Genomic DNA, 26863 nt, shown 5'->3' with positions numbered 1-26863 from the left:
CGGCCGATCACTCCGGACCGGCACGGCCATGTCACCCGATGCCCTGCCGGTCCGGCTCCAACGCGAAAGTACGCTCGGCGGCTTCCGGCACCGTGAGTTCGACGGCCTGCGCGAGGAGCTCCCGGTGCCGGAGCAACGGCTCGCGGCGCGGTTCGGGAACGAGCCCGAGCAGATCGTCGAGCCCTGCCATGATCCGGCGGGTGACCTGCGGGTTTCCGACCGCGCAGAGCCGGATCTCGGCGAAGCCGAGGTCGACGAGATCGGCCCAGTCGGGTACGTCCTGGACGAGCCGGACCTCGCCCTTCCCGTCCGGATGCCCCACGGCCCCGAGCGGCCGGTGCGCCAGCGCGGTGAGCAGCTGCACGATCCGGTCGAGGCACTGGACGGCGGTGGTCGGGTCATTGACGGCCGGTGAAAGAGCCCGCAGGGCGATGTCGGACAGCTGCCGAAGCCCGAACCCGAGATCCTGGTGGAACGTACGCTCCACACCGACGGAAACGGTGTAGCGCAGCGAGCCCCGCGAAGGCACCTTGCCCTCGTCGCTCCCGTGCACGGAAAGCAGCGGGGTGCCCGGCACCACGAAGTCCCCGATCCGGGGGATGAGCCGGAGCACGACTCCCTGCCGCCGAGCGGCCCGTACGAGCCGGGCGATATTGACATCCCGCAGCACCCCGGCCTCCCCGCTGTATCCGACCCGACCGATCTCGGGACCAACGCCAAGCCCACCGAGATCCCCGCGAGGCATCTTGTCCACGACCCGCAGCGCCTCACCGGTAATCCGGTCGACGACGTGCCCGACCCGCATGAGCCGCAGCGTGGAGTTCACGTACGCGATGAAGAGGAAGAGGCTCAGCGTGACCAGGAGCATCGTAAGGAGACTCTGCAGAAAGGGAACGGTGGTCACGAGCCGGGGGTCGGTCTCGCTCTCGAAGGAGGTGAGGACGAGCAGCGACAGCGTGAACGTGGCCAGGAAGACGGCGAAGGTCAGCTTGGTGATCCGAGACCGTACGAAGATCCGCACCACGCGCGGGGTGAACTGGCCGCTCGCCATCTGCACGGCGACCAGCGAGATGCTGAAGACGACACCGATGAAGGTCATCATCGCCGAGCTGACCGTGTTGATCACGGGCTTGGTGTCGTTGACGATCCGGATCAGGTCGTCGACCTCGTCGAAGCTCTGGCTGTCCTGGAGCACCCGGACGATGGCCGAGTCGGCCTCGTTCGTTGCGACCCACAGCACGAAGATCAGCACCATGGCCGCGGTCGGCGCGAACCAGAAGGTGTCCCGCAGATGCTCCCGCAACGGCGAGAGCGCACGCGGCCGCCGGTATCCCTTGCCCTTGCTCACCCGGCGAGGCTAGGCGTGCACCGCAGTGCTGATGCCGCCACGCCGCCGTGTGGTCCCACAGTCGTACACACATTGGTCCTCACGGAGTACGAATCCGTACATCCGCGCCAGAAGAATGGAAGACAACGAAAGCGCAGACATCCGAACCGACCAAGGGAGCAAGAGCCATGTCCGCTGGCCGCACCAGGACCCGGACCGTCGTCCTCACCGTCCTCTCGGTGGCGGTGGCCCTCGGCTTCGCCGCGGTCGTAGCCGTACCGGCCGCGAAGGACTGGTACCAGAACCGCCACGACGAGGCCGCCTCCTACAGCTCCGGCAAGGAGGCGAAGGGCGACCGCGCCTCCGTACCCCGCTGGCTCCCCGACGACGCGAAGCGCATCGAGTACGCGATGAAGACGACCGGCGGAGACCGCCTCCTGAAGGCCAAGCTCCCGTCGGCGTCCCTCCCGACCACATGCAAGCCGCACAAGCCGGACACGGCCCCGAAGCCGCCGGCCATGAAGCCGGCCTGGTTCCCCAAGCACGCCGAACAGCGCGCGGCGGCCCGCTGCGACCTGTACTACGCGTACATGGAGGGCAACACTCTGTACGCCTGGCAGGCGAACGACGACTGGATCCAGGCGAACAAGGCCTGACGCCGGCTGACGCCTCGCCTGACCACGCAATATGCGGGTGAACAGCACCTCAAACCCCTGGTAGAGTTCTCTATGTCGCCGCGGGGAACACACCGCGAAGACAACACCTAGTCCGGGTGGCGGAATGGCAGACGCGCTAGCTTGAGGTGCTAGTGCCCTTTATCGGGCGTGGGGGTTCAAGTCCCCCCTCGGACACTGGCTATACGCACATAGAAGAGCGGGTTGTGACTCAACGGTCACGATCCGCTCTTTTGCGTAGTAGGTCAGCGTGAGGCCGAGGGCTAGGTAGAGGTGCTGTTTGTCCTCGGGGGCGGCGGTTGCGAGGGCGGAGTGGATGCCGCCGAGCTGTTCGATCAGCTCGTGGATCTGGTCCTCGGTGAGCACGGTGCGCTGGGCCTGGTCGGTTTCGTTGAGCTGTCGTTGTGCGGCTGCTTTCTCGGTTTGGGTCTGGGTGATCCAGCGGGTGATGAGTTCGGGGTCGGTGCCGCGGTCGAGGGCTGCGCGGTAGTGGGCGATGCGGCGGTCGCAGTCGGCGATGGTGATGCGGGCGACTTCAAGTGTGGGGGCGGTGGTGAGGGTGGTTTCCTGACTGCGTTGGAGCTCGCGGAGGGCCCGGTCGAGCCGGGCAGGATCGAAGGACTGGGCGATCCATGCGTCGAGCCGGGGGAGCACGGCGTCCTCGCGGACGTAGACGGTCGGTGGGTGGTCGAGGGCGGTGGTGTGGGCGTACTCGGCTGCGTAGCGGCAGCGGTAGTGGGGGAGACCGTTGTTGAAGCTGCCCTGCATCTTGCGGCGGCAGATGGAACAGCGCATTCGCCCGCGCAGCACGTAGGGGTGCATGGTGGTCCGCGGCGGCCGCGGGTGGTCGCGCTGCTGGTGCCGTGAGGTGCGCTGGGCCTGGGCGGCTTTGAAGTCGTCCAGGCTGACGAGTGGTTCATGGACCGGTTGCGCGGACCAGATCCACTGGTCGGGCTTGTTCCAGGACTGTTTGGTGCGGTGGCCGAGGGTGATGTCGTCGATGTCGAGCAGGACCTCGTCCTTGCGCTGTTTGTTCCAGATCTCGTGGCCGGTGTAGCGGGGGTTGGCGAGGATGGCGGCGACGGCGCTCTTCGACCAGGCTAGGCCGGTGCGGTGGGGGTTGCGGGCCCGGTCGTGGGCGGAGGGGCAGGGGATGCCGTCGTGGGTGAGCCCGATGGCGATGGCCAGGTAGCCCAGGCCGCGCAGGTACTCGGCGAAGATCCGCTGCACGACGGCCGCGGCCACGGGGTGGTCGGGCACGAGGCGGTGCAGGCGTTTGCCGTCGGCGGCTTTGGCGGGGTTGGGGTGCGGGCCCGCGTCCTCCAGTGTGTAGCCGTAGGGCGGGCGTCCGCCGAGGAAGCGGCCTTCGAGCTGGGCCTGGGAGGCCATGGCGGTGCGCACCCGGATCTTGATGCGGTTGCGCTCACCTTTGCTCATGCCGCCGAAGACGGACATGACGAGGTCGTGGGCTTCGTTGTCGGGGTCGATCGGCCCGCCGACTTCGGGGACCCACAGGGGGACGTGGAAGTGGACGAAGAGGGGGAAGGTGTTGCCGAACTGGTTGCCGTAGAAGGTGCGCTGGGGCTCTCCGATGACAACGGCGTCGAAGCCGCGCTGGGGGTTGCGCAGATCTTGCAGGAGGGCGGCGGCTTGCGGGCGGCGCTTCCAGGGCAGGGCGCGTGAGTGGCCGGAGTCGAAGTACTCGGCCACGATCCGGCCGCCGGCCGGCTCGATCAGCCCCTTGGCCCGCAGGAGTTGCCAGTTCTTGGAGGCTTCCGGGTCTTGGAGGTCCTCGGTCGAGCAGCGTCCGGCGAAAGCGAATCGGGTCACGTCGTACTCCCGCAGCGATAGTGGTGCGACCGGCGGCCGGTGGTCGTCCGTGGTACCTCTGGTCGGCCAAGAGGGCCAGTCGCGGGCCGCTGAAACCAGGGCGCTGATCAGGGCAGCTGTGGGGAGCTTCCGGATCCGTTTGCGCAGGCGGAGACGAGAATCCGCAGGAGCACGGCCGCGACCGCGGGCGTGAGAGCGGGAGGCTCATGCGGGAGTTCCACTTCGATGCGGCCTGTCCGGTCGGCGGCTGGGCGGCGGAGCCGAGACCGGTCTGGCGTGACGGCAGGCATGCCATCGGCGTGCTTCCCTGCGGTAGGCCGTCGATCGCAGCAGCGGTCAGCAGGTACTTCTTGCCGATCGGTCTGTCTCGGAGCGGAGGGGTGCGCTGGCTGGTTCATAGGCATCTCCAAGGGGCAGGTGTGGCCACCCTCTAAGGAGAATTTGGCCCATGAAATGCGCCACAGGGGCGAGTGACGACATGTCAGCAACCGTCGGCCTCGGTCGGTTGCGAACTGACTCGCCTTGGAAGCTGGTGAAGATACCGGAAGACGCGGACCAGATCGGGGCGGGCCAGGGGGCCGGTTTTCTGTTCGGCTGGTGGTGTCCGGTCGGGTGGGGGCGACGGTTTTCGCGTCGCACTGGCATCGGCGGGGGTGAAGCTTCCCCAAGGCGAGGTAGTTAGTGGGTGTCTGAGAAGTCCCGTTCAGGGCAGGGCTCTGGCGGCCCGGTGCAGCAGGAGCATGACGGTGGCCAGGTAGACCGCGTTCTCCTGACTGGCGGCCAGGTATTCGTAGTCCTTGGACAGGCGTCGGTAGCGTCCCAACCAGGCGAAACTCCTCTCGATCACCCAGCGCCGCGGAACTACCGCGAAGATCGGCACCTCGCGTGGAGGGGCGTCGGTCTTGGCCCAGGTGCCACGGAATCCGCCGTCCTTACGCTGGACGACCTGAATGGTGACTCCGGTCTCCTCACGGACCCAGTCCAGGAACTCACCGCCGCGATAGCCCTGGTCCGCCCACAGATGCCGCAGCCGCGGGAACTTGTGGGCGGAGCGGGCCAGTAGCACGGCAGCGCCGTCCCGGTCACTCACGTTGGCCGGGCTGACGCAGACCGCAAGGACGAGGCCGAGGGTGTCCACCAGGAGATGGCGCTTGATGCCCAGCACCTTCTTGCCGCCGTCGTAGCCGTGCCAGCCACCGCGCTCGGTGGCCTTGACGCTCTGGCTGTCGATCACACCGGCACTCGGAGTCGGTTCACGCCCCTGGCCTGTGCGTTCCCGCGCCCGCAGGGCCGCCAGGATCTCTTCCCAGCAGCCTTCGACGCCCCACTGGCGCCAGTAGTGGTAGACAGTCTGATACGGCGGGAAGTCGTGCGGGAGCAGGCGCCAGGCGCAGCCGGCCCGCACCCAGTACGCCAGAGCATTGATGATCTCCCGACGCTCATGCTTCGGCGGCCGCCCGCCCGGTCTCGGCGGCGGTACGAGCGGCGCCAATACCGCCCACTCTCCGTCAGACAGATCCGTTGGATACGCGCGTCGCCACTTGACCATCCCGGCCTCCACCAGCGCAGGAACCACCAACTCACCTGCCCTGAACGGGACTTCTCAGACACCCACTAACCGGGACCCGGCTCTTGAAATTTCTGACCGCAGTGTCCTAACCATCCTACGTCGATCACCGGTGCAGGGCAGTGGGCACAGGGCTGTCCCTGGGGAGTGTGTCTAGAGCTCTGCCTTGCGTGAGGAATGCGCACTGTCTCACTGACGACCGCTCCTCCGGGCCAGTGGCGACGCTGACTTGGAACTACCGACGGTGGTGGAGGAACGATCACTGCGAACACCGTCTCCCACAACGGTCCCGCGGATGCGGACGAGGTGATTCTTGGTGTCGACACACACCGGGATACGCATGTAGCCGCCGTGATCTCGCTGACGGTGAAGCCCCTCGCTGTACAGAGCTTCGCGGCCACCGCAATCGGATATCTCCAACTTGCCCAATGGGCAGCCCAGTTGGGTGTTGTTCGGCGTGCCGGGGTGGAGGGATCGGGCAGCTACGGGGCGGGGCTGTCCCGGTATCTGCTGTCGCAGGGGATCGACGTGATCGAGGTCCCTGGACCGGGCCGTTCAGCTCGTCGTCGACGGAGGAAGTCTGATCAGGGCGACGCGCAGGCCGCCGCCCGTGCCGTGCTCAATGGCCGCGCGTACTCCCGTGTGAAAGCAGGGAACGGGCCGGTGGAGATTGCCCGCATGTACAACGTGGCCAGGAACTCCGCCGTCAAAGCCTCTAGGCAGCCTACCAATCAGATCAAAGCCGTCTTGGTCACCGCGGAGCCGGCACTGCGGGAAGAGCTGGCAGGGTTGAGCCGTCGAGCACTGATTCACGCGTGCGTAAAGCTCGGCGACGATGACGCGGGTGGCGATTCTGTACTGCGGGCCACGAGGTTCACATTGCGCTCCCTGGCTGAGCGCATCGAGCAGCTCACCGTGCAGGCCCGGGAACTGGAGAGGCGTCTGGCGGAGTTGATCGAGCGGCATTACCCCGAGTTGCTTGCCTTGGCGGGGGTCGGGCCGCACAGCGCCGCCGTTCTGTTGATCACCATGGGGGACAATGCCGACCGCTTGCGCAGTGAAGCGTCCTTTGCCGCCATTGTGCGGGGCAGTCCTGTGGAGTATTCCTCGGGAAGCAGATGCCATCGTCGGCTCAACCGAGGTGGCGACCGGCAGGCGAACGCTGCTCTGTACCGGATCGTGCTGACCCGGCTGCGCTGGGACCCGCGCACCCAGGCGTATTACGAGCGGCGGGTGGCAGAGGGGAAGACTCGGCGCGAGGTCATTCGCTGCCTGAAGCGGTATGTGGCGCGGGAGGTCTACCGCCTCGTCCAAAGGCGGCGGGATACGGGTTGCTCGTGAACGGCGCTCTTGATTCTGACCGGTCAGGGTGGAGTTCTCAGCCAGCGATTCACCGGGATTTCAAGCCACGGAGACACCGCCTGCAGGACCGTCTGTTGTGCGACAGAAACGCACGCGCCAGCCCGCCGCTCGCCCGATGCGGTGGAGTGTTCACGTAAGCGGGGGAGCCCCACGTGCTGCAACTCACCGCATATTGCGACCGCCAGCGCGTGCCACTCGGCGATGACTTCTTCCGGAGCGTGCGGAATGCTGGTCTTTTCGTCGTTGGCCTGAATCTGGAGGTATATGTACGTCACGAGCTCTCCTGAGTCATCCGTGCGCAGCAAGAAGATTCGGCCTGCCGATTCCCCAGTTCGGCAGATCAGGTAGGTCCCCTGCCTCTGTGGTGAAGGGCAAAGTGTTTTGGATATTGAAGGCCCCGCCGGAACGGAAATCCCGACGGGGCCCGACAAGCCAACGGGTCATGCAGGTCGGCCCGGCCAGATCAGCAGGACGAGCGGGTCCTGGTCGTCCCGTACCACAGTGAACCCGGCGGAGTGCAGAATCCCGATCACGGCAGTCTGCACGTGCACGCCACGGCCGGATCCACCCGCCCCACTCCCGTTTCCGATCACATCGCGCTCATGATCGACAGGACAACGGCTTCTGAATCCGTTCCGCGCAGTCCGTGAGACGGCCACCGCATCGCGCCCCGAGCTCAGGGCGGATTCGTACTGTCCGAGCCGCACTTCGTCGATGTCGGCTGCGGATCCGCCTTCCCCGCCGCCGCCCCGGAGCCGGGACCCGGGTGAACTACTTGCCGAAGACGACGGTGTTGTCGCAGCCCTGGCTTGAGCCGACGTGGGTGTTCTGCGTGCCGGGCGAGCCCTTGCCGCCGGACCGGTTGCCCTCCAGGCCGTTCTGGACCCCGGACTGGCCCTGTACGTCCTCGTTCTTTTCGACCGTGCTGCATTCGTTGCTCTGGTTGACGACGAGCGTCTTGGTCTCTTTGCCGTGATGCTCGTGTTCGTCTCCGTGGGCGTAGGCCGTGCCGGTGCCGAGGAAGCCGATGGCGCTGATGAGGACGGCTACGACAGCGGTCTTTCGAGGCTTGCGCATATCTTCTCCAAGCGTTGAAGCGGACGCGTACGCAATTCCGCCACGTCACAACGTGACGAGAGGCTAATGTGCAGGTGTCTGAGATCTGTTTGTCGGCGCGCCGGATCGTCTGACCCCGAGCAGGGGTGCCGGCTCCGCGGCCGGCCCAAGTTCCCTGTACGGCCAGGGCATCAAGAAGCCGGACGCGGGCGTAGGCGCTCCGCACAGAACCACCCGTGTGGCCGCGTCACGAGCGTGCGTCATCCAGGCTCTTCGTCACTGCCGCAGGGCGCCGACGAAACTCCCGTGCGGCGTCGCCGAGTTCGTCTCATGACGGCGCATCTCGACGACGTCGCGCGCCGCGTACCGCGGGCAACGATCTCCGACAGCGTGGGAAGCGTGATGGCGGACAGCGGCAATCGGCTGTGCCAAGATTTCCGTGAAGCCGATCATGCGCCCGTGCGTTGGTGACACTCCGTCATGCGGGTTATGACACTTGGCCTGTGTGAGGAACTGCTGAAGACGGTGTTCCAGCACCTCGATGAGGTGCTGGTGGAGCAGGTGGTCCACGGACGGCTTCGACCTCGTGCCTGTCGGGCAGTGCGACGAGGCGGACGTAGCGACTGATGCGGTCGGCCGGCGTGGCGGTCTCGGACCGGAGGCAACTGGCGCACGGACCTCACCCAGTGGCCCGGGCGCCGTGGCAGTGGAGACCACCGCACCTGAGGCGCACACCGATCCCTTCCCTATGCTGACGGCATGATCGATGTGCCGATTTCAGCGCTGGAAGTCGCGGTGGTCGAAGCGGGGACGCATGGCGTGGAGGCCCTGCGTGACACCGCTGCCTTCGCGCGCAGGCTCGAACTGCTGGGGTATCACCGGATCTGGTACGCCGAGCACCACCATTCGCCCGCGATCGGCGCGTTCCCACCCGCGGTGCTGATCGCTCATGCGGCGGCCTCGACCTCAGCCATCCGGCTCGGGTCGGGCGGAGTGCTGGCGCCCAACCACGCGCCCATCACGCTGGCGGAGCAGTTCGGAACACTGGCCGCGTTGCACCCGGACCGCATCGACCTGGGTATCGGCCGCGGCCCCGGCACCTTCGACGAGGCCACCGCGCGGCAACTGCGCCGCGGAGCCGGACCGGCGACGGACGCGCAGTACCACGACGACGTCGCCGCGATCCTGTCCTCTCTGGTCGACGAAGTGGCACTCGGCCCGTTGCCGGAGCCGTGGCTGCTGTGCTCCAGTACCGCAGGTGCCGCCCTCGCCGCGCGACTCGGCCTGCCGATCGCCGTCGCACACCACATCCGGCCCGAGAACACCTTCACGGTGCTGGAGCGCTACCGGGCGGCGTTCATCCCGTCCCGCTGGTGCGAGCAGCCGCGTGTGATGGTGTGCGTGGAGGCGATATGCGCTGAGACAGAGAAGGAAGCGGCGTGGCGAGCCGGGCCCATGAATGTCGTCAAGGCCGGTCTGCTCAAAGGTCTGAGCGAGATTCCCTTCCCCACGCCCGCGGATGCCGCCACCCATCCCTTCACGGCGGAGGAGCGACAGGCGCTTGCCGGTTTCCGTACACAGCAGGCGTGCGGGACGCCCGAGGCCGTCGTACGCCGACTCGCGCAACTGGCCGCCGAGACCGGAGCGGACGAACTCATGCTGACCACACCTGTCTACGACCTCGACGCCCGCGTGCGCTCGTACGACCTCATCAAGAAGCACTGCGAAGCCATGAAAGCACCGTGACAACCGCGCCGCACCGAACCGTCCGTCCCGCCCACCAGGGCTGACCCGAGCGGTGCATCAACGAGGGCAAGACCCAACGCGCGATCGTCCACTGCCTCAAGCGCCATGCGGCCCGGGAGGTCTTCCACCTGGTCGGACGGCTACAGCCAGGACCCCGCTCATAGGGGCCATGACACGTGATGGTCGCTGAGGCCCCGCCGGGCATCTGGCGATGCTTTGTGATGTGAGGGGGCATGGGCGCGAGCTGGCTGGAAGGAAACGGCTGACCACGGGCGCTCGCCAAAGGACCGGCCAACGCCGGGACGGCGAAGAACTTGGCGTGCGGGGCCGACGGAACCGGGTAACGTCTTGGTCATGTTCTTCCAAACGCCGATTTGCGAGTGAGCGCGTGATGGGCCCCTGCTGACGTCCGCCGACGTCGCCGCGCTCGTCCCCCACCGATGCATTCGTAGATCATTTCCATCATTACCGGGAGAACCCGTGACCGTGAGCAAGAACATCAACAACCCCGTGGGCCAGGGCGGCGGCCAGCGCAAGAGGCTGTCCCGCGCCGAACGGCAAAACAACGGTCCGCACCGCAACCTCGACCGCCAGGGTGCCGCCGACCAGAAGGCGGAGTTGGTGCGCAAGATGCGCGAGAAGGCGGGCGCAGCCGAGAGCGCCGGGCAGACGGGCGACGACACCGCACAGAGCTGACGCACCGCCGCGAGGCGCCACCGCATGGGGTAGGGCGCAGCCGATCCCGCTCAGCTCTCGGCCGAGCACCCGCATCTCAGCAACCTGGTCAGGACGGTGTCTACCGACCCCCCGTTATTAGGGGCGCCTGTGACAGATGTTGACCCCCGTCGGCCGGTTTCGGCGGGGGTTCTGCCTACGGAGCCGATGACGTGGCAGGGGGCGGCCGCGGCTTGGGCGTAGGTGCTTTCCCGCGAGCGGGATACGCCCAACAATTCGAACAGTTGTAGGTATTGTGCCGCGGGATGGCTAAGGTCGGAGTTGCCCGTCCGCGACCTGTTGTGGATGCAGATTGCGCAGCGAGAGGGTGGCGGATGGCCGATGCGGAGCTATCCGGGAGGCGGCTGATGATCGCACGGGTGTCCGTACTGGCCTTGCCGTTCGTTTGGACGCGTTCCTGTGTCTGGGGCCGGTCGAGGGCGGTTGGTTTTGTTGTTGAGGCTGCTTCCGGTGGCGCGGGGCAAGCGGTAAGGATGAGTGCGTACAGCCCTGCTGGGGAGAGCGTCGGTGCAGGACGAGAGCGGGTTGGTCGATGGCAATCGCGGCACGAGAGCCCCTGGGTGTGGTTGCGGGAGCGCTGGCTCCTGGCGATCTTGTACCCCGCGAAGCGAGCCTGGCGGTTGTTGAAGCCTTTGGGGTGAAGGCCGTCGCGGCCTACCGCTTCGAGTCGCGAGAGCGGGAGCGACGGGCAGCGGAGGGGATGGCTCCGCTGACGCGACCGGATGCCCTGAACCTCTTGATGGCGTTGCCACTCGGCGAGCCTGTTCCTGCCGGATCACTGAGCGACAGGGAGCGCCGGGCATTGAAGTGCCTCCCGAAGGGGGCGGTGGTCCGACGCGATGGATTGATTACCCGTCTGGCCACCCAGCCGGTCTACGTCGACATGGTGTTGGTGCCCGGACGCCGCTGGGAGTCGGCGATGGAGCAGGCCGAGCGGTTCACACCGTTCACAGCTCGTTCCGTATTGATCGATGGTGTGTTGCGGCGCAAGGACGAGGCGGTGATGCGCGCTGACTTCTACGGCATTGGATTGCTGCACGTTCAGGGGGCTGCGGTCGAGGTTGTTGTGCCGCCAAGTCCCTTCGTGCGCAGGCGCCATACGGTTGCCGGCTGGAAGTTCCTGGAAGACGTCCACCGCCAGCTGGCCTGAGGTCTCGCGTTCGGCTATGGCATGACGGGCAGCGTCGCCCATGCCTTGAGCGGCGCGGGTACTTGGAATCCGGACCTGGGGGCAGCTCCCTGCCCGATGCGCTGGTTTTCCAGGGCGTAGCGGTCGACAGCTGCGGCGCATTTGTTGCGCCACCACGTCTTGCGCTCGGTGCCCGCCCGGTAGCCGGCCATATCGCTGACCCATTCACTCCAGGTGAAAATGTTGTGGCTGTCAGCCTCACGCCGCGTTTCTCCGTCGGACAGGAAGAAGCGGTCGAGGCTGCGCCCGTTGCACTCCTCGCAGGCGCAGGCTGCTGGATCTGCGTTGGCGTAGAGGGTGGACAGCGACTCGGCGCCCTTGAAGCACATCAACTGCGGCATCAGCACGTGCGGGAACGTGGGCCCGCCACCGCGCTTGCCTGTCCGGGCCTTCTCGTCGGGCGGTATCGCGTGACGGAGCGAACTCTGAACGCCGATCCCTGCGCAGAGGGCGCCGTGCGCCATCACGTCGAGAGCTGCGAGGTCTGTGCGTAGCAGCACCATGTGCTCGACCTCGGTGAACAGCCGCCGCAGGTTGGCCGGAATGTCCTTCGCTTGTTCCAGCGGGTCGAACTGGCGAAAGAGGATGATGGCCTTGGGGTGGTGGATCTTGGCGCAGACCGCGATCAGCTGCCCGATGTTCTCCCGGTTCAGCCAGGTGACATCAATCGGCAAGGAGACCAGGGTGTCCGCTCGCTCGATCTGGCTGGCTTCCCGCAGTACTGCCTTGAGGGCACGGGAGTTCGCCGGCGGTATGTAGCCGGTGGGTGTCAGTGCTGCGCTTGCTCCCCGAGCCTTCTGGAAGTCCAAGGAGTCGTCCACGGCGCCGAACAGTTCGTCGGGGGGAACCATGAACGGCTCCTCCGCCGTTGCCGTGTAGGTGGTGTACACGGCGCTGTCGATCAGCAGCGTGCCCTGGTAGCCGACGTCGGCGCGGAGCTGGAAGGCGCGTGCGTCGGCGTTGGCGCCGGTCATGACCACGCCGCTCAGGCCGTCATTGAGGGCCCGGCGAGGTCGGGGAGTGTACTGGGCGTGTTCGTGGAGCAGTACGCGTCCCTGTAGGAGCGGCACCGCGGCCACGGTGTGGTCGAGCGTCTTCACGGCGGGCGGTCGCCGCCTGGGACCGGGGGCGTTGCTCATGAATCACCTCGCAGAAGGGTCCGGCACGTCCTTGTGTCCGGACGGAGAAGAAGCGCACAAGTAGATCTCGTGGAACTCCTCACGGCCCAGGCCCGCCAGGTGAGCGGTCTCGGTCGCACTGAGGTGGTGCTGTTCCTCAAGCCGGGTGACGGCCTGAGCGATATGGCGCGGGGTCTCGCGCCGGATGGCGATTGGTTCGTTGGTGCGGTAGCCGAGTGCGGACAACTCGACCATGAGCGTGCGGTATTGCCATTCGCTGATCACGCCCAGGTCCACGGCCCGCCGGATGAGAGCGGCCATGGAGACCCCCCAGCGGGCTTTGAGGTCGATGAGGCGGGCGATGTCGATACCGGGCTTGAGCTCGCTCAGGATCACCTTGTGCGGCATGAGGAACTCGGCGGCGAACCGGTCGGCTTGGGTCTCCTGTGTGCGTCCCTCGCCCGGTTCGCGGTGCATGATCAGATGGCCCAGCTCGTGAGCGAGGCTGAAGCGTGAACGGTCTCCAGACGCAGTGGAGTTGAGGAGTACCAGCGGCGTCCGGTCGTGCGGCCACTGGCTGACGGCGTCGAGGTCGGTGGTGCCCAGATCGCGGACGACGACCAGGGCGCCGGCGTCTTCGAGCAGCGCGACCAGGTCGTCGATGGGGCCGGAGGGAACGTTCCACTCTTCGCGTACCGTCTCCGCGGCGTCCGCGGGAGTGTCGAAATCGTTGACCGCAATGGGCCTGAACCGGTGGGGGCGACGGAGGGCTGCCGCCTGCGTCACCGCTTCGACCTGGAGGCGGGTGAGCGCCAGCGTCGCATGGATCCGGCGCAGCGCAGGGGCACCCAGCGAGGCCCGCTTCCGGTGGTGCATCAGCCCGATGCCCACCCCGGCCGTATCAGCGGCCTGGCACAGCATCTCGGGGGTGAAGCGAAGCGCGGCGGCGAACAGGAGCACCCGATCGGCCCGGACCGGGATGCGTCCGGCTTCGGCCCGGCTTACGTACCCCTGTGAGATGCGGTTGCCCTCCACGTGCGACATCCGCTCGGCAAGCTCGGACTGGGTCCACCCCCGAGAGTCGCGCGCCAAGGCGAGCATGGCGGGATCCGCCAGCAACTCCTTCTGATCACTCACGGTCCACCCCCATCCCTGGCAAGTCTCAACTCTGCTGAGGATACACGGTTATATCCCTCAAAATATTCCGCATATGATCCGCAGAGTGTGGTGCCTTCAGGGATATCACGCGCCACTGACAGCTCAACTCCGAGCTCCACGGCTGGTGTTGGTAGACAGCTTCTGGGGGAGCACCCAACGGGGCCGTACTGTCGCCCTCCTGCCTTGGGGCGGATGGGGGAGGAGACGATCCGTGGTGAGCCTGACGCTGGCTCGGCCCGAACCGCAAAGCTGCGGGGTGCGTTCCTGCTAAGCCTCTCGTTACTTCTGAGGTGGTTGGGGATGGATTGCCAGTCCGGTGTGGGCGAGGAAAGACCATGGGAGTTGTTCGTTGGAGCAGATCCGGTGGATGCCGTGTTCGGCGGCGTCGGCGACATCGGCGAGGAGTACACGAGCACCGTGGAGTTGACCAACTGGCTGATCACGTCACGCAACGCCTTCTGGCGCCTGCAGTTGAGCTGCCGAACCCGGCTGCGAGCGATTGCAGGCCCGCACCCTGGAAACCCCCGCCCTGGCCTGGTACGGCAACCGACTGATCGCAATCGGCCGGGGAGGCGCCTGCCCTCCCTGACCCCTCCGGACACCTCGCCAGGTGTGACGCTCCCCCTCACCCAGGCAGCAGCCACGCCTGGACGGCTGCAAGTACCCCGCTCAGGACCACCTGTCACCAAGCCTGGAGGTGGTGCGCTGTTCAGCAGTACGACATAGCGCCTCGTGACGGCGAGGTGATCACACTCCGAATGCCGTGATCCGCTTGCTGATACACCAACGGCCAACGCTCCGAATGTGGAGGAAGAACTTCTCTTCACCGGAGGCGGGTGTCATGGCTTCTCGTTTTCTGCGGCGTGGTCGTGTGTTCCGGCGGTGTGGTTACCAACTGCCTATGGGCGGCAGTTCGGTGCGAGCTGTCCACAGTCGCGGGGTCGTGTGCGGCAGCCCTAACCGAGATGGCACCGTCCAGTGACGCCGTCGTCGGTGTGGGTCACCCGCATTGGCGGTGCGAGCGGGCTGCCGAGGCCGGTGACGGGGCTGTACATCCGTACTCCGCTCGGGAATTCATCCACCTCGGGGATGTCGGACGGCCGGCGGCGGGGGCCGGTGAGCTGTCTGGTGAGGGCGCGAACGTCGTCCGCCAGACGGTTCAGGGCGTCCGGGAAGGCCGCGGTGCACACGGAGGCGTCGACGAGGTGGCGCAGTTCGTGGCCCAGGGCCGCAATCGCTTCTCCGCCTCGCTGGTCGCGGCCGATCCGGATACCGTGCGCGACGCGATCCACGGGTTCAACGACCGCGGCCTGGAGTGCCGATCGAGGTGTCACGACGACCAATTGAGTCCACCTGGGGCACCAGACGGTGTCGTGATGTTTTACCGTGGCGGCCATGACGCAAGAGCAGACGGATCACGGTCTGGCGTGGATCGGGCACCATGCCGATGACGCCAGGGGCGCCGAGGGCGGAGTGTCCGGGATGCGCGGCAGCATCTCTCTTACCGCGGTACGCGGCGCAGCCCCGATCGATTTCCTGGTGCGGATGGGAGCGGACCGGGACGTGCTGGAGCGGGGGGTCCTGTACAAGGACATCGCTGCGCAGTGGTCACCGGAGGACTACAAGGACTGGCAGTGCATGTTCGGCACCAGCGGGGAGTGGACGTTCCTGCTGGAGGACTTCTTGTGCGCCACGTGGTACCTCGACTGGATCGAAGAGGTGGGGGACGCGATGCCACGCCGGGGTGAGGAGCTGGTGTGCGTGACGCTGAACCGCCATCAGGCCCCGTCCAAGCTGGTGTACTCACCGGGCGACGGGGAGGTGTGGAGCATGGGGATCGGTGAGGAGAGCCTGCTGGACTACCCCGGGCGCGAAGACCCGACGGGCAAGGTTGCCGCGCTGGATGAGGCGCTGGGCAGGGCTGGTGTGGTGTGGCACGGCGAGGATCTCCTTCCCCGCGTCTTCCGCACGGTGGGAGAACATCTGGGCCTGCGGCTGCCGCGCCGAGACATTGAGGCGGGGCTGCTGCCTGCCGCGGGCCTGCCGGATCCCACTCAGTAAGACTGGTGTGGGCGGCACACCGGATGGTGTGCCGCCCACACGTATGTCAGGAATGCGGTCGCCTGGTCACTGAGTGGTCCGGCCGGGAGCGTCGGCTAGTTGGCGCGCAGGGTGCACTTGAACGACTTGGCGTCCGAGGTGCACTGCCCGGACATGCCGGTCTCCAGCCAGTAGGGGTCCTTGTCCATCAGCCGCATGTTCTTGGCGAACCCGGAGAATCCGCCCATGGAGCCGCTGTTGTGCTTCCCGGAGATCGCGGATCGGCCGCAGACCTCCCGCCAGGTGGGTGCCTGTCCGTCGATGTTGTACAGGTGTACGGCCCCGTCGGTCGCCTTCTTGGTGAAGGTCTGCACGCACTGGCTGCCGGAGGAGACCTCGTTCAGGCCGCCTTCAGCCTTGGGCATGCCGCCGCTGTTGTAGGTGGCGTTGAAGGCGAACTCGTCGCAGTTGGGCTTGTCTCCCGCTCCGTCCATGGCGCTGGTGTCACCGTAGATGTTGGCCCAGTTCGTCACGTCGCAGATGATGTCCCTGTTGTTCTTGCCATCGGCGCGCTTTCCGCCGGGCAGGTAGTACAGGGGCGTGTCGCGGGTCTTGACGCCCATGGTGTTGGGCAGCTTCTCCTGCAGCAGCCACGCGTGCGCGGCAGCCTGCGGGAACTTGGCGGCGTTGAACGTGTAGCTCGGGGCAACGTTCTTGAACACGCAGCCGCTCACCGTGGCCCCGGTGCCCTTGGTGTCGCAGCGGATCTCTTCCAGGTCCGAGGGGTCGGCCATTGCCCACCGGAAGTCGGTCATGAACGTCGGGCCGGGGGTGTTTCCGGCGATCAGGATGCCCTTGAGCATGAAGTCCGTCCGGAGGTCGTACTCCGCGCCGCTGGTCGAGTTGTCCCACGTGTATGTCGTGGTCAGGTTGGCGTCGTGTGTGTCCGTGGGGGACTGCCAGATGGCCTTTCCGTCCCAGTCCGACAGCTCGGCCTTGCCCGGGTCCTTGCACTGGGCTGCGGTGCTTCCCACGCACGTCCGGTTGTCCATGACCATTTCGATGGCGCGGAAGGTCGGCGCGATCAGGATCGGGTGGATGTTCAGGCGATGAATGAAGCCCTTCGCTGAATTGTCCAGGGATATCTCGCGCGTCATCGTGAAGTACGCGGTCGCGATCGGCTCGCCGTCTACGCGGTAGACGACGGGAAGCTGCTTGGTCTCGCATTCGACGGTGCGGGTGGCGAAGGCACCGGAGGTGTTCGTCGCGCACCAGTCGGTCATCCCCGGCGAACCGGCGGCCGGCGCCGGGGAACGCTGCTGTTTCTCCTTGGCCTGTTGCTTCTCCTGCGCCTGCTGCTTCGCTTTGGCCTGGACCTCGGCAGGCAGGTCCTCGAACTTCACGGGCGCGCCGAAGCACGCCTGACCGCCGTCCTTGTCAACCGGCCCGCACTGCTCCTTGGCAGCGGGAGCCGAGAGCCGCGGGCTGCTGGATACGGGTGCCCCGAGCGGCCGGGTGATCTTACCCGTGATGACCTGCTTGGTCTGGTCCGGGTTCGGGGCCGTGGAGACCGGGTCCGGCAGGGTGAGGTCCACCGCATGGTTGCCATCCGCGTTGCCGGTTCCGTTGCCGGTGAACGCCACGGAGACGGCGTCAGAGGCGCCGCCGTCGTTGGCGGTCCGCACATTGAGCGTGTGGTCGTTCGCGGCGGGCGCGGCCGGGGCGCTGGGCGCGGCCGCGCGGAGTCCGGTGTCGATGGTCACCGACGTCTTGCCCGCGGCGTCGACGCGCTTCCACGCGGCCGCATCGAGCTGCCACTCCACCCACTTCGCCGTGTGCCCGGAGGGCAGTGCGACGGTGAACTCACCTGGTTTGCCGTTGTTCGCCAGGCTCGTCGGTTTCGCGGGCTTGGCCGGGGCCGGGACGCTGACCTTGAACGTGGTCCACGGCGACCAGTCGGTCTCGTACAGCTTGCCGTCATAGGCGGAGGTGTGGAACGCGTAGGTCGTACCGTTCGTCAACCTGCCCGCAGGAACCGTGACTTGAGCGGCCTTGCCGGACGCGACGAAGTCCGAGACGAGGACGCCGTACTGGTTGTCATCGGTCAGCTTGACCCGGCTTTTCGGTTTGCCGGTGGCATCAGTGGTCCACACCTCGAAGGTGAGGTTGCTCTTGTCCCCGTCCGGGTCGGTGACGGTGTTGCGCAGTGTGGGGCCGGTCGTATTCACCTCCCACACACCGTTCTTCTTGGCGAACGGAGGGCCGGCTTCAGGGTTCGTGCCGGAGTTGGGCCGCTGGTTCGCGGCTGCTTGCGCCGTCAGTTCCGCATCCTGCGCACCGGGGGTGTAGGTGACGGCGGAGGCGACGCCTGATCCGAGGACGACCGCGAGGGCCGTGCCAATCGCCAGGCGCCGATTCGTCTTGGTGAGGGGTCTGAGCCTCAACTTGTGCTCTTCCTGTGTGGGCCAATGTCGATGTCACCTCATCAGGTCCAGACCAATCGGCGCCATGTTCAAAATCACGTTCGAGCGGTAAGTCATCTCGCCTTGTTGGGGCCTTAGTTGCACTCCACCCTTTTGCTTCTCATTGCCTGTGGTTTGCCAGGAAACAATGTGGATCATCCGCATTGGGTGACACCGGAGGAGTCCACTTTCTGCGCGAGGCGCACGTCTTGACAGGAGGGCACCACCACCCTTCTCAACCCGGCCCGCACGGCTATCAGTTCACCAAGACCGAGGGCCCCATAGAGTTGCTGGTTCGTCCGCACTGGTTGGTGCCCGCGTGGAGCAGACGGCCACATCGATGGATGGGTGGCGTTGAGGTGTTGGTCGGTCAGTCCTGGCCGTGTTCGGTGCTGTATCCGAAGGGGTGGCCGGTGAGCCCGGCGGCCTGCATCCGGCGGTCGGCGCGTCGACCGCCCCTCCCTTTCCTCCGTGTCAACGGCCATTGAGCCGCCCAGGTGGGTGGCCCTTGGGCTGACCACTGTCATGCGAGCAGGGGGTTGTCTGCAGGGCGGCGTATGGGTGTCGGGGCCGCTGAGTAGACTCGCGGAATCGGCGGTGACAGGCCGGGGCGACAGGGGGATGTATGGCAGTGGCACGGGCGGGGGTCCGGCGCCTGATGGCGCGGTACTGGCGAGAGTTCTGCCGGCAGTTGGAGGGCTCGCGCACGCTGCTGTTCTTCTGCATGCTCACCGCTGGCGGCCTCGGCATTGGGGGCAGCGGACTGCTGCACTGGTGGCGGATCGGGATGAGCCTGGTCGCGCTCGCTGTCGGGATCTTCGGACTTCTGGGCGTCGTCGGCTGGTTCGTACGGCTCGGAGAACTCGAACGGGAGCGCGCGGCACGGCGGCGTCGTTGAACGGGCTGCCGGGGCGGGCGGCCGTTGGCTCCGGCCGGCATCGATGGGCCGGAGCGCAACCCGGCCCTTGGCGGAACCTCATCAGTCCTTGTGGGAGCTGGTGTGCGAGGTGCACGGATTAAGGAATGCAATGCCCGAGTGATGCTCGGCGTCGGCCCCAACAACGCGAAGGATGTTGTCGAGTGAGCCGGGCGGCTTCATGTGGCCGGGCGCCCTTTGAAGCCTTGTGACGCAACCCTCCTGTGGGCCGTCTCATCTTGACGAATCCTTGAGATCATCCCGGGTTAGGCTCGTCTGATCAACCATCTGACGGGGCGTGGGGGGCATGTCGTTCGATCAGGAGTGGGCGGCGCTGAAGGCGCAGGCCCAGGTGCGGCTGGACAGTGTGCCCGGCATGGATCCCGGCGGGCCGTCGCCCGATGGTGCGGACCTGGTCCTCAAGTACGACGACATGGGGAAGATCGGGCACGCAGCCTTCCTGCTGCACCAGCATCTGTCGAGTGCAGGCAAGCACGCACGGCAGGCTAGCCAGGCCGCCGTGAAGAGCCTGGAGGGCGACGGGTTCGGCACGGGCGCCGCCCTGGCCAGGGCCGGTGAGGGCTGGCGGGGGCAGCTTCAGGTGCTGCTCGACGCCTGCGCGCAGATCTCCGACCATCTCGACTACTCGGTGAAGTCGTCGAACCAGGATGACCAGTTCATCGGCGCGCAGCTGCGGGTCTCCAAGATCTCCGAGTACCTGGACGTGCCGCCACCCGCTTCGGGTTCCGACGTGCCGCATGTGCCGAAGGCGGAAGGTCCCGTCATGTGACCCCTGTAAGGGGTGTGTGCGGGCGGAGGGATTCCGGAGCAAACCGGGGATTCTCCGGAACAACGACGGCGGCGACGCCGGGAATGGCAGGGGGCCGGGTCGGTGCCGACGTTCGAAGAGCTTCTCCACATCAAACTCGCACCGCTCCAGTCGGCGGCCGACGACTGGGCCGCCATGGCGGTCCTGCTGAAGAAGGTCGCCAGCGAGGCCGGGGGCATGCGCAGCCTGGCGCAGGGCACCGAGTGGAAGGGCGAGAACGCCGCCGTCACCAAGCCGTTCGTGGTCCGGGTCTCCGACGAGTTCACCGATGCCGTCACCGAGGCGGAGAGCATCGCCCACCTGCTGAGCTCCGCACACGACCAGATAAAGGCGGCCCGGGACGACCTCAAGAACCTCTACGAGAACCCGCCCGCCGGCATCACGATCCTCACCGGCGGAACCCTGACCCGCAGCGTCCAGCCCCGCCGCATGTCCCACGGCGACCCCGTGGAGGTGGTGACCCAGGACGACCTGGACGCCCTGCAGCGGCGCATCGACGCGATCCTCGGCCGGGCGACAGAAGCGGACTCCACCTGCTCCTGGGGACTTGGTCAACTCACCAAGGACAAACACAAGTTCGGCAGCAGGTACTACGACTCCCTCAAGGACGCGAAGACCGACGCCCAGCAGGCACAGCAGTCCAAGACGGATTCGGTGGACTACACGCCGCCCGCAAAGTGGGGCAGCGGCACCATCAAGCCGATCGTGGAGTTCCTGAGTTACCGCTCCTGGATGAAAGGCGGCGAGTCCGCGGTCAAGGCCGCCGGGGACGCGTACAACCGCGACGGGACCGCGTTCAAGGAGGACGCCAACGGCGCCGTCCAGGGCGCGATCGGCGGTACTCCCGCGGCGGCCGCCGGAAAGGCCAGCAGCGACCTGGCCAAGGGGTCCATTTTGAGCGATGTCCGGGGCACGCACCACCGGCCCACCTTCGTCAACTCGGTCGGCAAGTTCGGAGAGAAGGTGTTCGGCTGGCCGGTCTCCCTCGTGGCAACCGGGATCGACTTCTATTACACGCCGCCCGGGACGGTCAAACAGCCCGGTGACACCCACGTGGTCGCTCCCTCGGAACCGGGACGGGTGCGGTACCAGTGACACATTCGTCGGGCCCACCCGGGGGCGATCTGCCCCGGGGTGGGCTCGAAGGAAACCCAATTCACCGTCGCATCCCGCCATTTGGGCATGCCGCAATTACGGCTGATCGGTCCTCGCATTAGGTGTCTTTCATGGGGAGTCGGGCCACCAGGTGGGCTCCTGGCGCCGAGTCCTGGATGGTGAGTGAGCCGCCGAGGTGGGTGGCGATGTCGCGGGCGATGGCAAGGCCGAGGCCGGAACCGCCTTGGTCGCGGCTGCGGGCGTCGTCGAGCCGGGTGAAGCGTTCGAAGACGCGTTCGCGGTCGGCGGGTGGGATGCCCGGGCCGTCGTCGCTGACCTCCAACACCGCTGTGTTGTGGGCCTCGTCCACGCTCAGGGAGAGCAGGATCTGGTGGTTGGCGTGGCGTTGTGCGTTGTCCAGCAGATTGGTGACGAGCCGGGCGAGCCACAGCGTGCTCCCGCGCACGGTGATGTCCGGGGCGACCTCGGTATCCACCGGCCAGGACCCCCGCCCCTGGACGCTACACGAGCTGCTCGCGACCGCTGTCCGCCACGATCCGCTCTGGTTACCATCCATGGTCAGTGAGGGTGCGCCCACAAGGAGAGTTCCGGGGCTGGGATGCCGTGCTGATGCTGACTTCTTGCTGACCTTGGACATACGCCGTCGCCCAGCTGTGCTGGCGTCGCGCCTCGCTCGCCGTCATCCGTGACGCGGAGGGTCGCCTGACCGGCCTGGCCACCTTCGGCGACTTGTTGGCCCGGTTGCTGCACCCGCAGGCCGCCTGAGCGAGGAGGGGGCTGGCGGCCTGCCCCTGCCCCCGGCCCGATAGCGTTGCTCCTCATGAGCACGACACCCCGGACGGCGGATCCCTCCCAGGCGGCCTGGCTGCCCGGCAACAGACCGGCCCGGGTGGGCGTCTACGCGGCCGTCGGTAGCGTCATCTACGCCAGCGGCTCCGTCATGGGCGGCTGGCTGGCGGTGACCTACTCTGCCGCGATCCTCAGCCTCCTGGTCGTGTGCGCGCTCGTCGCGATCGTCTCTGGCCACATGGGCCGGTGGCGCGCCAAGCGCCGGGGTCTCGACGGCCGTTGGATCTCCCTGCTGGCCATCCTGGTCGGCTGGCTGTGCATCCTGTACGCCGTGGTCGCCAACCTCGTCGTGATGGGACTGATCGCGGGGCTGGCCGTCCTGGTCGGCCCCAGCAACTGATCATGGTTCATCCGCCCGTCGGCCAGGTATGGGGCCCATGCCGGGAGCCAGCGACCATCAGGTGAGGGCGAGGCGGGCCCAGACGGTCTTGCCGGGAGGCGGGGTGGGGGTCCAGCCCCAGGCGGTGCTGAGTGCCGTGACGAGTTGGAGTCCCCGTCCGGTGTCAGCCCAGGGGGCGGGGATTGCCATGTGGGGTGGGGTGGGGCTGGGGTCGCTGACGGCACAGATCAGTGCGTTGGGCTGGATGTGCAGGGCGAGCCATAGCCGTCGGCGGGGGGTGCGCTGGAGGGACGTGCGTGTGTGGAGGACCGCGTTGGTGACGAGTTCACTGACGATGAGCAAGGCATCCCAGACATCCGATGCAGTTGATCTGTCAAGCGGCTGCGGGTAGAGCCGTGCTCTCGGGTGGTGGGAATGCGGTGGTTTCGTCGTAGCGCACTCGCTGGGTGAGGCAGTGGTGGAGGCAGCCGAGCAACCGGTTGAAGAGGTGGCGCTGGGCGGCGGTGTGTCGGTCCCCGGCCTCCCGCCGGCGGTCGTAGTGGGCCCGGGCCCCGGGGGAGGACAGGGCGGAGACGGCCCAGACGTAGCCGACGGCGGCGAGCCGCTGGTTCTTGACCCGGCGGGCCATGACGGCGAGGCTTTTGCCGGACGCCCGGGTGACCGGTGCGGCCCCGGCGAAGGCTTTGAGTCCTTTTGCGTCGGTGAAGCGGGATCGGTCGTCGCCGATCTCGGCGAGCACCCGGGCGCCGGTGAGTGAGCCGAGCCCTGGCAAGCTGGTGATGATCTCGGCGTCCGGGTGTGTATCAAAAGACGTCACTGCCGCAGCGGTGAGGTCATCGGCACTGGTGCAGGCGGCTTCGAGTTGCCGCAGCAGCGCGAGGGCCTGGTGTCCCATGGCCTGTTCGACCTGGGGCAGTTGGCGCATCTGAGGAAGCTGGAACGCTTCGCGGAGCCGGTCTGCCTCGGCTTCGATGCCGCGCTGGCGGCCGGCTTTCTTCAGCAGCGACCGCAGCTGGGCGCGGGTGAGCTTGGCGGCGTGGGCCGGGGTGGGGGCGGCCGCCAGGATGACGCGCGCGACGGGTGAGCACAGTCCTTCGCGGGTGTGCTGGAAGGCGGCGAGGAAGCCGGGGAAGTACTCGCGCAGGTGTGAGCGGAGCTTGTTGCCGGCCTGGGTGCGGTCCCAGACCGCGTCCTGCTGGGCGCGGGCCAAGACGGCGATGGCCTGGGCGAGTTCGCTGTCGTCGGGCAGTGGCCGGTGGGCGGCCCGGTCCGTGCGCAGGATATTCGCCAGGACCATGGCGTCGAGGTGGTCGGACTTCTTTCGGGCGACCGCGTGACGGTCGCGGTAGCGGGAAGCGGCCATCGGATTGATGGCGAAGACGGGGCGTCTGGTGGCGCGGAGGCAGGCGACCAGTAAGCCGCGGGACGTCTCGATGGCCACGGGGATCGGGGAGTCCTCGCTGTCGCCGTGCTCGGTCAGGAGGGCAAGCAGCTGTTGCAGGCCAGCTGCGTCGTCTCCGATCCGGGCTCGGGCCACCAGATCTCCGTCGTGGTCGACCAGGGCGACATCGTGGTGGTCGCTGGCCCGGTCAGTGCCGCAGGACACTCTCATGGTGCTGTTCGGTTCCTCTCGATCGGGGTTGCTGCTGGTCGCAGCCGCGCGGGGGCACGCGTCTCCCTCATGGAAGGGCTCGATGGCCCTGCATCCGATGAGCCGTTCGTGACCCCAGCTGTCCGCAGGGCCCTCGGTCTGTGGAAGAGCTCGGCGGCTCCGGGTTCAGTGAGAGGTGGTCCCTGCGAACGGCTCGGACCACGAGCTTCAACGATCTGATCGTCAGACTGGATGCGCTGCGGTGGCAGTGGACGGGACCGGGGGCCGGCTCTTGTCCGGGGGCTCGAAGTCCCGGGGGCATGTTGCGACTTCCCCGGCACCGACCGCTACCACCGCAGCAGGTAGTGCCTTGATGAACTCTTGGGCACAGGATCGGGTCAGCCTGGGATCGGAGCTTTCTGCTCTGGTGATGTATAGACCTCGGTCCTGTGCCCGCGGCGGCAGCCATAGAGCAACTGCCGTACACAGAACCGGATCAGCCTTGAGAAGGGGCTTTGACGCCCTGGGCTGGCGAAGACCTCGATCCTGCGGCCGCTTCGGTGCCCATTAGGGCTGGCGAGCGTCGATGGGGTGCCGAGGGCAGGCGATGCTGAGCGCAGACCTGCTGAGTCCTGCTGGTCAGATGACCTGGAGAAGTGCAGATCCTGACTCACCGTCATGCGGCCAGTGGACCACCTCTGTTGCCGTACCGGCCCGGTAGACAGGGGGCGGCTTTCGCATGGTTGGCGAGAGTGGTGACGGAGGGAGTGACGGGGGCCTGATCGATGAACTCGCGGTACTCAACAAGGAGTTCAGTGGTCCGACCGATGGCGGTCGATGCCCCGCGACGTTGCCACCTGATGGCATTTCAGCAGCGCCCCGTGTGGAGGGACTCGGTGGATCGGGCACAAGTATACGATACCGCCCGGTAGGGGAAGCGGCACTTCCAGTCAAGGTTGGCTTACTTCGTGGGCATCAGGTAGGTTCACAAAAGATCTTGCTTTGCGGGCAGGCCATGCCCGAGGGCTATTCCGGTTGCGTAGGAGCAACCAAAGCGGCACATCGTGCGCCTAGGGGGTGGGGGCTTGAGACCTTGCAGACGTATTCTTTCTGACGTGTCAGTGTGCAGACCCTGCCGACGCGGTGCATGAGGATGAGTAGCCTAGTCTCGCGGAGCTTCACCTGCGTGACGGCGACGTACCTCCTGTAATCTCCCCACGCCCGAACGTACGGGCGCCCCGCCGGATGACATCTCTCCGCGGTATACCTTCGAGTTGCCACAGCCCTCGCACCTTTTTGCGGCGGGCTTCCGAAGAGGTCGATTTTCCAGGCCATGCTGCAATCCGGTCGCCACAGCCCGAGCCAGCTTTCATAGCCGACGCTGTGGCCAAGTCGTCATGCAATTTTCCGGGAAGTCGAGGAAAACATGAGCAACCCGTTCGACAACGAAGACGGCAGTTACTTCGTGGTCACCAACAAGGAGGGGCAGCACTCCCTCTGGCCGGCCTTCGCCGACGTCCCGGCCGGCTGGGCGACGGTCTTTGGTGAGGCCGGCCGGGCGGCATGCCTGGAGTACGTCGACGCGAACTGGACCGACTTGCGCCCGAGTTCACTCGTCGAGGCGTCCGGCAATAGCGGCAAGTAGTGAATGGGAAGGCAATTCATCCTGTGATGGCACAATCAGAAGCGAACATAGCGGACGTAGTCGGGATCGGTTTCGGTCCCTCCAATCTTGCATTGGCGATCGCTCTCGAAGACATCGCGACGGCGGGAGCGGGGGCGCCGGAAATCAGCATGAAGTTCTACGAGCGGCAGCCTCGATTCGGCTGGCACCGCGGCATGCTGATGGAAGACGCAACGATGCAGGTATCCTTCCTGAAGGACCTGGCGACCATGCGCAATGCGATGAGCCGGTACACGTTCGTCTCCTACCTTCAGGAGAAGGGCAGGGTCGCTGAATTCATCAACAGCAAGACCCTGTACCCGTTGCGTGTCGAATTCCATGACTACCTGGAATGGGCAGCTCATCAATTCCAGTCGAACGTGTCGTACAGTTCCGAGATCACTGCCATCCGGCCGGTGTTCGAGGCCGGTGCGGTTGAATATGTCGACGTAGTGGCCCGCGCCGCGCCCGGCGGCCACGAGACCGTCCAGCGCGCACGGAATATTGTAATCGGTATGGGGCTGACGCCGCGACTCCCGGCGGGCATCAAGGAATCCGGGCGTATCTGGCACAGTTCGCAACTGATGCACCGGGTCGGCGCCATCACCGGCACCCCTCGGAATGTCGTCGTCGTGGGCTCTGGTCAGAGCGCCGCCGAGGCCGCCGACTATCTGCACCGCACCTTCTCGGGCGCCCATGTGTACACCGTGCTCTCGCGTTACGGCTACAGCGTCGCCGACGACAGCCCCTACGTGAACAGGATCTTCGACCCGGAGGCGGTCGACCAGTTCTTCGCCGCTCCGACCGACGAGAAGCAGCGCCTCCTCGACTACCACGGAAACACCAATTACTCGGTGGTCGATCTCGAGGTGTCACAGGACCTGTACCGCAGGAGCTACCAGGAAAGGGTCCTCGGTAAGCAGCGACTGCGGATGCTCAACGCCTCGCGCGTCACCTCCGTCGACGAACACGCCGACGGTGTACGAGTCGTGGTCGAGTCGATGACGTCCGGTGCGGTGCAGACCATCGAGGCGGACGTGATTGTCTTCGCCACCGGCTACCGGCCGAGCGACCCGACGCCGCTGCTCCAGGACTTGCTGAGCGAATGCAAGCGGGACGAGGAGGGGCGGCTCGGCGTGGAGCGCGACTACCGCGTGACCACGTCGGACGCGGTGCGTTGCGGGATCTACGTCCATGGCGCCAGCACCGAACACTCCCATGGTCTGTCGGCCGGCCTCCTGTCCAACACCGCGGTCCGGTCCGGCGAGATCGCCCAGTCCATCCTCACGAGGTGA

Annotated in this window: 24 protein-coding genes, 1 tRNA gene and 1 pseudogene; 13 read left to right on the top strand and 13 right to left on the bottom strand. The window is 66.6% G+C overall.

Going from position 1 to position 26863, the window contains the following annotated elements; translation table 11 throughout:
* Nucleotides 1-31 precede the first annotated feature (31 nt).
* Nucleotides 32-1348: a DUF2254 domain-containing protein gene (locus tag ACSHXC_RS06480; RefSeq protein ID WP_438290638.1), complete on the bottom strand. Its 1317-nt coding sequence runs from the start codon at nt 1346-1348 to the stop codon at nt 32-34.
* 167 nt (nt 1349-1515) lie between these two features.
* Between ACSHXC_RS06480 and ACSHXC_RS06475 the strand changes: the two genes are divergently transcribed.
* Nucleotides 1516-1983, top strand: a complete 468-nt coding sequence (locus tag ACSHXC_RS06475) for a hypothetical protein (RefSeq protein WP_438290637.1) — start codon at nt 1516-1518, stop codon at nt 1981-1983.
* 110 nt (nt 1984-2093) lie between these two features.
* Nucleotides 2094-2178 (top strand) — tRNA-Leu (locus tag ACSHXC_RS06470).
* On the opposite strand, the gene ACSHXC_RS06465 is transcribed toward ACSHXC_RS06470, so the two are convergent.
* The gene (locus ACSHXC_RS06465) at nt 2143-3831 is read right to left on the bottom strand and encodes a recombinase family protein (protein WP_438290636.1); all 1689 of its coding nucleotides are present in this window, start codon (nt 3829-3831) and stop codon (nt 2143-2145) included. The genes ACSHXC_RS06470 and ACSHXC_RS06465 overlap by 36 nt on opposite strands.
* A 703-nt stretch (nt 3832-4534) precedes the next feature.
* Entirely contained in the window at nt 4535-5380 is an 846-nt protein-coding gene (locus ACSHXC_RS06460) for an IS5 family transposase (RefSeq protein ID WP_438290635.1), read from the bottom strand.
* Between the two features lie 324 nt (nt 5381-5704).
* Here ACSHXC_RS06460 and ACSHXC_RS06455 point away from each other — a divergent pair, with 324 nt between their 5' ends.
* Nucleotides 5705-6739: an IS110 family transposase gene (locus ACSHXC_RS06455; protein WP_438290634.1), complete on the top strand. Its 1035-nt coding sequence runs from the start codon at nt 5705-5707 to the stop codon at nt 6737-6739.
* 23 nt (nt 6740-6762) lie between these two features.
* Here ACSHXC_RS06455 and ACSHXC_RS06450 read toward each other — a convergent pair whose 3' ends face one another.
* The 3 genes from ACSHXC_RS06450 to ACSHXC_RS06440 all read right to left on the bottom strand — a co-directional run bounded on the left by ACSHXC_RS06450 (nt 6763) and on the right by ACSHXC_RS06440 (nt 8386).
* Nucleotides 6763-7035, bottom strand: coding sequence for a hypothetical protein (locus ACSHXC_RS06450; RefSeq protein WP_386158330.1), 273 nt, complete (start codon nt 7033-7035; stop codon nt 6763-6765).
* 496 nt (nt 7036-7531) lie between these two features.
* The gene (locus ACSHXC_RS06445; RefSeq protein WP_438290633.1) at nt 7532-7837 is read right to left on the bottom strand and encodes a hypothetical protein; all 306 of its coding nucleotides are present in this window, start codon (nt 7835-7837) and stop codon (nt 7532-7534) included.
* 255 nt (nt 7838-8092) lie between these two features.
* Nucleotides 8093-8386, bottom strand: a complete 294-nt coding sequence (locus ACSHXC_RS06440) for a hypothetical protein (protein ID WP_438290632.1) — start codon at nt 8384-8386, stop codon at nt 8093-8095.
* A gap of 189 nt (nt 8387-8575) precedes the next feature.
* Between ACSHXC_RS06440 and ACSHXC_RS06435 the strand changes: the two genes are divergently transcribed.
* From ACSHXC_RS06435 to ACSHXC_RS06425, 3 genes are all read left to right on the top strand, one after another.
* On the top strand, nt 8576-9562 hold the full coding sequence (locus tag ACSHXC_RS06435; protein WP_438290631.1) for an MsnO8 family LLM class oxidoreductase: 987 nt from the start codon (nt 8576-8578) through the stop codon (nt 9560-9562).
* Between the two features lie 480 nt (nt 9563-10042).
* Nucleotides 10043-10258 (top strand): DUF6243 family protein, encoded by a 216-nt coding sequence (locus ACSHXC_RS06430; protein ID WP_438290630.1) that lies wholly within the window; start codon nt 10043-10045, stop codon nt 10256-10258.
* A gap of 571 nt (nt 10259-10829) precedes the next feature.
* Nucleotides 10830-11447 carry a hypothetical protein gene (locus tag ACSHXC_RS06425; RefSeq protein ID WP_438290629.1) on the top strand — a complete coding sequence of 206 codons (618 nt, stop codon included), beginning with the start codon at nt 10830-10832 and terminating at the stop codon, nt 11445-11447.
* A gap of 14 nt (nt 11448-11461) precedes the next feature.
* On the opposite strand, the gene ACSHXC_RS06420 is transcribed toward ACSHXC_RS06425, so the two are convergent.
* The 3 genes from ACSHXC_RS06420 to ACSHXC_RS06410 all read right to left on the bottom strand — a co-directional run bounded on the left by ACSHXC_RS06420 (nt 11462) and on the right by ACSHXC_RS06410 (nt 15054).
* Nucleotides 11462-12625, bottom strand: coding sequence for a hypothetical protein (locus ACSHXC_RS06420; RefSeq protein WP_438290628.1), 1164 nt, complete (start codon nt 12623-12625; stop codon nt 11462-11464).
* Nucleotides 12626-12628: 3 nt separating this feature from the next.
* A complete protein-coding gene (locus tag ACSHXC_RS06415; RefSeq protein ID WP_438290627.1) occupies nt 12629-13741 on the bottom strand; it encodes a helix-turn-helix domain-containing protein in 1113 nt (370 codons plus the stop codon).
* Nucleotides 13742-14718: 977 nt separating this feature from the next.
* Nucleotides 14719-15054, bottom strand: a complete 336-nt coding sequence (locus tag ACSHXC_RS06410) for a hypothetical protein (protein ID WP_438290626.1) — start codon at nt 15052-15054, stop codon at nt 14719-14721.
* Nucleotides 15055-15157: 103 nt separating this feature from the next.
* On the opposite strand from ACSHXC_RS06410, the gene ACSHXC_RS06405 reads away from it, so the two are divergent.
* Nucleotides 15158-15823, top strand: coding sequence for a hypothetical protein (locus ACSHXC_RS06405; RefSeq protein ID WP_438290625.1), 666 nt, complete (start codon nt 15158-15160; stop codon nt 15821-15823).
* Nucleotides 15824-15918: 95 nt separating this feature from the next.
* On the opposite strand, the gene ACSHXC_RS06400 is transcribed toward ACSHXC_RS06405, so the two are convergent.
* Nucleotides 15919-18246 (bottom strand): hypothetical protein, encoded by a 2328-nt coding sequence (locus ACSHXC_RS06400; RefSeq protein ID WP_438290624.1) that lies wholly within the window; start codon nt 18244-18246, stop codon nt 15919-15921.
* 643 nt (nt 18247-18889) lie between these two features.
* Between ACSHXC_RS06400 and ACSHXC_RS06395 the strand changes: the two genes are divergently transcribed.
* From ACSHXC_RS06395 to ACSHXC_RS06385, 3 genes are all read left to right on the top strand, one after another.
* Nucleotides 18890-19162 (top strand): hypothetical protein, encoded by a 273-nt coding sequence (locus tag ACSHXC_RS06395; RefSeq protein WP_438290623.1) that lies wholly within the window; start codon nt 18890-18892, stop codon nt 19160-19162.
* A 325-nt stretch (nt 19163-19487) separates the two neighbouring features.
* Nucleotides 19488-19970 (top strand): hypothetical protein, encoded by a 483-nt coding sequence (locus ACSHXC_RS06390; protein ID WP_438290622.1) that lies wholly within the window; start codon nt 19488-19490, stop codon nt 19968-19970.
* A 102-nt stretch (nt 19971-20072) separates the two neighbouring features.
* Nucleotides 20073-21104: a hypothetical protein gene (locus ACSHXC_RS06385; RefSeq protein WP_438290621.1), complete on the top strand. Its 1032-nt coding sequence runs from the start codon at nt 20073-20075 to the stop codon at nt 21102-21104.
* Between the two features lie 118 nt (nt 21105-21222).
* Here the strand turns inward: ACSHXC_RS06385 and ACSHXC_RS06380 are convergent, their stop codons facing one another.
* The gene (locus ACSHXC_RS06380) at nt 21223-21600 is read right to left on the bottom strand and encodes a sensor histidine kinase (RefSeq protein WP_438290620.1); all 378 of its coding nucleotides are present in this window, start codon (nt 21598-21600) and stop codon (nt 21223-21225) included.
* Between the two features lie 345 nt (nt 21601-21945).
* Here ACSHXC_RS06380 and ACSHXC_RS06375 point away from each other — a divergent pair, with 345 nt between their 5' ends.
* Nucleotides 21946-22314: a DUF4190 domain-containing protein gene (locus tag ACSHXC_RS06375; RefSeq protein ID WP_438290619.1), complete on the top strand. Its 369-nt coding sequence runs from the start codon at nt 21946-21948 to the stop codon at nt 22312-22314.
* Between the two features lie 57 nt (nt 22315-22371).
* On the opposite strand, the pseudogene ACSHXC_RS06370 reads toward ACSHXC_RS06375, so the two are convergent.
* Both ACSHXC_RS06370 and ACSHXC_RS06365 read right to left on the bottom strand, forming a co-directional pair.
* A pseudogene (locus ACSHXC_RS06370) lies at nt 22372-22668 on the bottom strand (ATP-binding protein); the annotation flags it as partial.
* 19 nt (nt 22669-22687) lie between these two features.
* On the bottom strand, nt 22688-23926 hold the full coding sequence (locus ACSHXC_RS06365; RefSeq protein ID WP_438290617.1) for an IS110 family transposase: 1239 nt from the start codon (nt 23924-23926) through the stop codon (nt 22688-22690).
* 1405 nt (nt 23927-25331) lie between these two features.
* Between ACSHXC_RS06365 and ACSHXC_RS06360 the strand changes: the two genes are divergently transcribed.
* Both ACSHXC_RS06360 and ACSHXC_RS06355 read left to right on the top strand, forming a co-directional pair.
* On the top strand, nt 25332-25550 hold the full coding sequence (locus ACSHXC_RS06360) for an MbtH family protein (protein ID WP_438290616.1): 219 nt from the start codon (nt 25332-25334) through the stop codon (nt 25548-25550).
* A 26-nt stretch (nt 25551-25576) separates the two neighbouring features.
* Complete coding sequence (locus ACSHXC_RS06355; RefSeq protein ID WP_438290615.1) at nt 25577-26863, top strand: lysine N(6)-hydroxylase/L-ornithine N(5)-oxygenase family protein; 1287 nt, start codon at nt 25577-25579, stop codon at nt 26861-26863.

The sequence above is a fragment of the Streptomyces sp. HUAS TT7 genome (assembly GCF_051550175.1).
Taxonomy (GTDB): Bacteria; Actinomycetota; Actinomycetes; order Streptomycetales; family Streptomycetaceae; genus Streptomyces.
Note: the sequence above shows the minus strand (reverse complement) of the source record. Positions and strands in the feature narration are given on the sequence as shown.

Excerpts from the sequence above, each read along its gene's own strand:
- ACSHXC_RS06475 (WP_438290637.1), top strand. The coding sequence starts at position 1,516 with ATGTCCGCTGGCCGCACCAGGACCCGGACCGTCGTCCTCACCGTCCTC.
- ACSHXC_RS06460 (WP_438290635.1), bottom strand. The coding sequence starts at position 5,380 with ATGGTCAAGTGGCGACGCGCGTATCCAACGGATCTGTCTGACGGAGAG.
- ACSHXC_RS06445 (WP_438290633.1), bottom strand. The coding sequence starts at position 7,837 with ATGCGCAAGCCTCGAAAGACCGCTGTCGTAGCCGTCCTCATCAGCGCC.
- ACSHXC_RS06435 (WP_438290631.1), top strand. The coding sequence starts at position 8,576 with ATGATCGATGTGCCGATTTCAGCGCTGGAAGTCGCGGTGGTCGAAGCG.
- ACSHXC_RS06425 (WP_438290629.1), top strand. The coding sequence starts at position 10,830 with ATGGCAATCGCGGCACGAGAGCCCCTGGGTGTGGTTGCGGGAGCGCTG.
- ACSHXC_RS06420 (WP_438290628.1), bottom strand. The coding sequence starts at position 12,625 with ATGAGCAACGCCCCCGGTCCCAGGCGGCGACCGCCCGCCGTGAAGACG.
- ACSHXC_RS06405 (WP_438290625.1), top strand. The coding sequence starts at position 15,158 with ATGACGCAAGAGCAGACGGATCACGGTCTGGCGTGGATCGGGCACCAT.
- ACSHXC_RS06395 (WP_438290623.1), top strand. The coding sequence starts at position 18,890 with ATGGCAGTGGCACGGGCGGGGGTCCGGCGCCTGATGGCGCGGTACTGG.
- ACSHXC_RS06390 (WP_438290622.1), top strand. The coding sequence starts at position 19,488 with ATGTCGTTCGATCAGGAGTGGGCGGCGCTGAAGGCGCAGGCCCAGGTG.
- ACSHXC_RS06375 (WP_438290619.1), top strand. The coding sequence starts at position 21,946 with ATGAGCACGACACCCCGGACGGCGGATCCCTCCCAGGCGGCCTGGCTG.
- ACSHXC_RS06365 (WP_438290617.1), bottom strand. The coding sequence starts at position 23,926 with ATGAGAGTGTCCTGCGGCACTGACCGGGCCAGCGACCACCACGATGTC.
- ACSHXC_RS06360 (WP_438290616.1), top strand. The coding sequence starts at position 25,332 with ATGAGCAACCCGTTCGACAACGAAGACGGCAGTTACTTCGTGGTCACC.
- ACSHXC_RS06355 (WP_438290615.1), top strand. The coding sequence starts at position 25,577 with ATGGCACAATCAGAAGCGAACATAGCGGACGTAGTCGGGATCGGTTTC.